Source organism: Microbacterium sp. HMWF026 (assembly GCF_003061325.1).
In the GTDB taxonomy this organism is placed as follows: Bacteria; Actinomycetota; Actinomycetes; order Actinomycetales; family Microbacteriaceae; genus Microbacterium; species Microbacterium testaceum_E.
Map to the genome: position 1 here is coordinate 1 of NZ_QAJB01000347.1, position 2,969 is coordinate 2,969.

Below are 2,969 nucleotides of genomic sequence, written 5' to 3' on the forward strand. Positions count from 1 at the left end.
CCTCGAGCAGGGCCTCGCGACGCCGAAAGCGACCCCGCCCGCCGTCGCGAGGCCCTGCTCGAGGAGCGCGCGGCCCTGGACGCCGAGATCGCCGCCCTCGACGAGGGCGTCGTCGAGCCCCTCGACGACGAGCACCTGCTCGAAGAGGCCGAGAACGTCATCCACCTCGCCCGCGAGCTCCCCGCCGACTTCTCGCGGGTCGCGGAGTCGATCGCCGCGATGCAGCGCGACGTCGTCGCCGAGCTGCGGCGCGACGTACGACCCACCGGCGAGGTGCTGCGCGAGTACCTCGAACGCGGCCGTCAGGTGATGCAGGCGACCCCCGAGGGCCGGGCGTTCCAGGGCGCGCTGCGACTGATCGGCGATCCCGAGCACATCGACGACCTCACCGACCGCGTGCACGCGGTGCTGACCCAGCCGTTCTCGCGCCTCATGACCCCCGAGCAGCGGGGCGATCTGGACGCCATCGCCCGCCGCGTCGAGGCGGGGGTGCAAGAGGTGCTGACGGCGCAGCGGCGCGCCTCGCACGTCATCACCGCCCAGGTGCGCACGCACGACCCGATCCGCGATCGCCAGGTCGACGACCTGCTGCGCTCGGTGATGGCGGGGCTGCACCGCTGGAGTCAGACCCGCGCCCCGGGCCGGGTCGAGCCGGTGCGCACCCTGCCCCTCGCCGACATCGGGCACCTGCGCCGCTCGCTCAGCGATGTGCGTCCGCCCGGAGCGCCCGAGCCCCTGGCATCCGGTGACGACGACGTGGAGTTCGTCGACGCCGACACGCGCGCGTGGGGCGGGCCGCACTACGCCGAGCTCGAGGCCTACGTGGGCGGCCTCGACGACGGCTTCGACCTCGCGACCGCGTTCGCGGGGGCGGATGCCGACACCCGCCGGCCCGTCGATCTCGTCGGTCTGCTCGAGATCGTCCACCGCGACGGCCTGATCGAGACCGATGACGTCTCGGTCGTCGAGGCCGTCCGCCCCGACGGCACGACCCGGCGCTTCGCGTTCGGAGCGGTCCGGGCCGCGCGACACACGAGAACGGATGCCGATGACTGACATCGACACGGCCGCACCGGCCGACACCCGGGGCGACGCGGACGACCGCGCGACGGACGCCGAGACGCCCGCCTTCATCGCCCCCGTGGCGATGGAGAACGACCCCGACCACCTGTTCGCGGGCGACCGCGGCATCCTGGATGCCGACGTGCGCCGCGTCCTGGTGCGCATCCTGCAGCGGCGGTTCCTGCTCGCCGAGACCTCGCCGACCGAGTGGAAGCTGCTGCTCGAGCACCAGCAGAGCATCGAGTCGCGGCTGAACGACCTGTTCGTGCGTCTCGTCGTCGACCACGCGCGCGGCGTGGCCTACAAGGAGCAGGTGCGCAGCGACGACGTCGACGTGCCCATCCTGCTCAAGGACGAGGCCTACTCGCGCGCCGAGACCCTGGTGCTGGTGTACCTGCGCACGGTGTTCCAGCGCGAGACGACCGCGGGGACGGCATCCGCCCGCGTCGACGTCGAAGAGGTCGAGCAGACCGTGCTGACGTACTTCAGCGAGACCGACGGCACGCGCGCCAGCCAGCAGCGGGCCGTGCGCACGGCGATCGCGCGCCTGGACCGCGAGGGCATCATCGAGGAGGAGTCCGAGGGGCGCTACCGCATCGGCCCGCTCATCGAGATCGTGCTCGACGCCGCGACCCTGCGGGAGCTGCAGCGCTGGTTGGAGGAGCAGACGGCGGATGCCGCGCCGGCGCCGTCCGCCGCAGCACCCGGGACTTCCGAGGAGGGACTTCTCTCATGACCATGCTCGAGACCCTGTTCGGGTTGATCCCGGCCGCCTCGCGCGGTCAGCAGTGGGTCGCCGAAGACCTACAGCTGATCAACTGGGGTGGATACGACGGCACGCACCGCGTGCGGTTCGCGCCGACCGCGACGCTGCTGTGCGGCGGGTCGGGGTCGGGCAAGTCCACGCTGATGGACGCCTACGTGGCGCTGATGATGCCGCACACCACCCCCTTCAACGGCGCCTCGAACGGCGCGGTGGTGGGGCGTCCGCGCGGGCAGGAGCAGCGCAACATCCTGTCGTACGGCCGCGGCAAGCTCGACGAGTCGCGCACCGACGAGGGCACGAAGGTGCGGGTGCTGCGCGGTGACGGCGCCGACACGTGGACCGCGATCGCGATGACCTGGGCCGATCACGACGGCGCGCGGTTCACCGCGGTGCGGGCCTGGTACATCCCCGCCGCGGCCCGCACCCTCGACGACGCCGTCAAGGTGCGCGCGACGGTGCACGGCGCGTTCGACCTGCGTCAGCTCGAGCGGGCGGCGCAGAGCCACCTCTCCGACACGGCAGTGCGGTCGACGGGCCTGGACACCCTCGCGACCGACCGCGAGTTCTCGGCGCGGCTGCACGCCGTTCTGGGGATCGGGGCCGCCGGGTCGGGCGCGAAGGCGATGAGCCTGCTCGCGCGCATCCAGGCCGGTCAGCAGATCACCACCGTCGACGACCTGTACAAGCGCATGGTGCTCGAAGAACCCGAGACGCTCGCGGTCGCCGAGGCCGTGGTCGCCCACTTCGACGGTCTCGAGGGCACGCGCACGCGCATGCTCGAGGCGCGTCAGCAGGTGCGCGCGCTGCAGCCGATCCGCGCGATGAGGACGCGCATCGACGAGGCCACCGAACGGCTGCGCCTGATCGACGCGCTCGGCCGCTTCACCGACCCCGAGTCCCGCGCCTCGCTGTGGCGCGCCGAACGCCGGGTCGACCTGCTCGGCGCCGTCGAGGACGAACTGCGCGAGCGCACGCACGCCACCGACGCCCTCGTGCGCGAGCGTCAGGCTCTGGCCGACGCCGCCGAGGCGGAGCGCGAGGGGCTCGGCGACGTGCTGCGCGCGGCCGGTGGCGACCGGCTCGACGCCGCCCAGCGCGAACTGCGCGGGCTCGAGCGCCGTCTCGCCGGCATGCAGCGCGA

General features: G+C 73.1%; 3 protein-coding genes. All 3 read left to right on the plus strand.

Going from position 1 to position 2,969, the window contains the following annotated elements; genetic code table 11:
* Positions 1-1,056, plus strand: a 1,056-nt coding sequence (locus DBR36_RS12850) for a DUF3375 family protein (RefSeq protein ID WP_108319974.1), incomplete at its 5' end; no start/stop codon positions are given.
* Entirely contained in the window at positions 1,049-1,798 is a 750-nt protein-coding gene (locus DBR36_RS12855; protein ID WP_108320022.1) for a DUF4194 domain-containing protein, read from the plus strand. The genes DBR36_RS12850 and DBR36_RS12855, both read left to right, overlap by 8 nt.
* On the plus strand, positions 1,795-2,969 hold a 1,175-nt coding region (locus tag DBR36_RS18450), incomplete at its 3' end, for an ATP-binding protein (protein WP_375136080.1). The genes DBR36_RS12855 and DBR36_RS18450, both read left to right, overlap by 4 nt.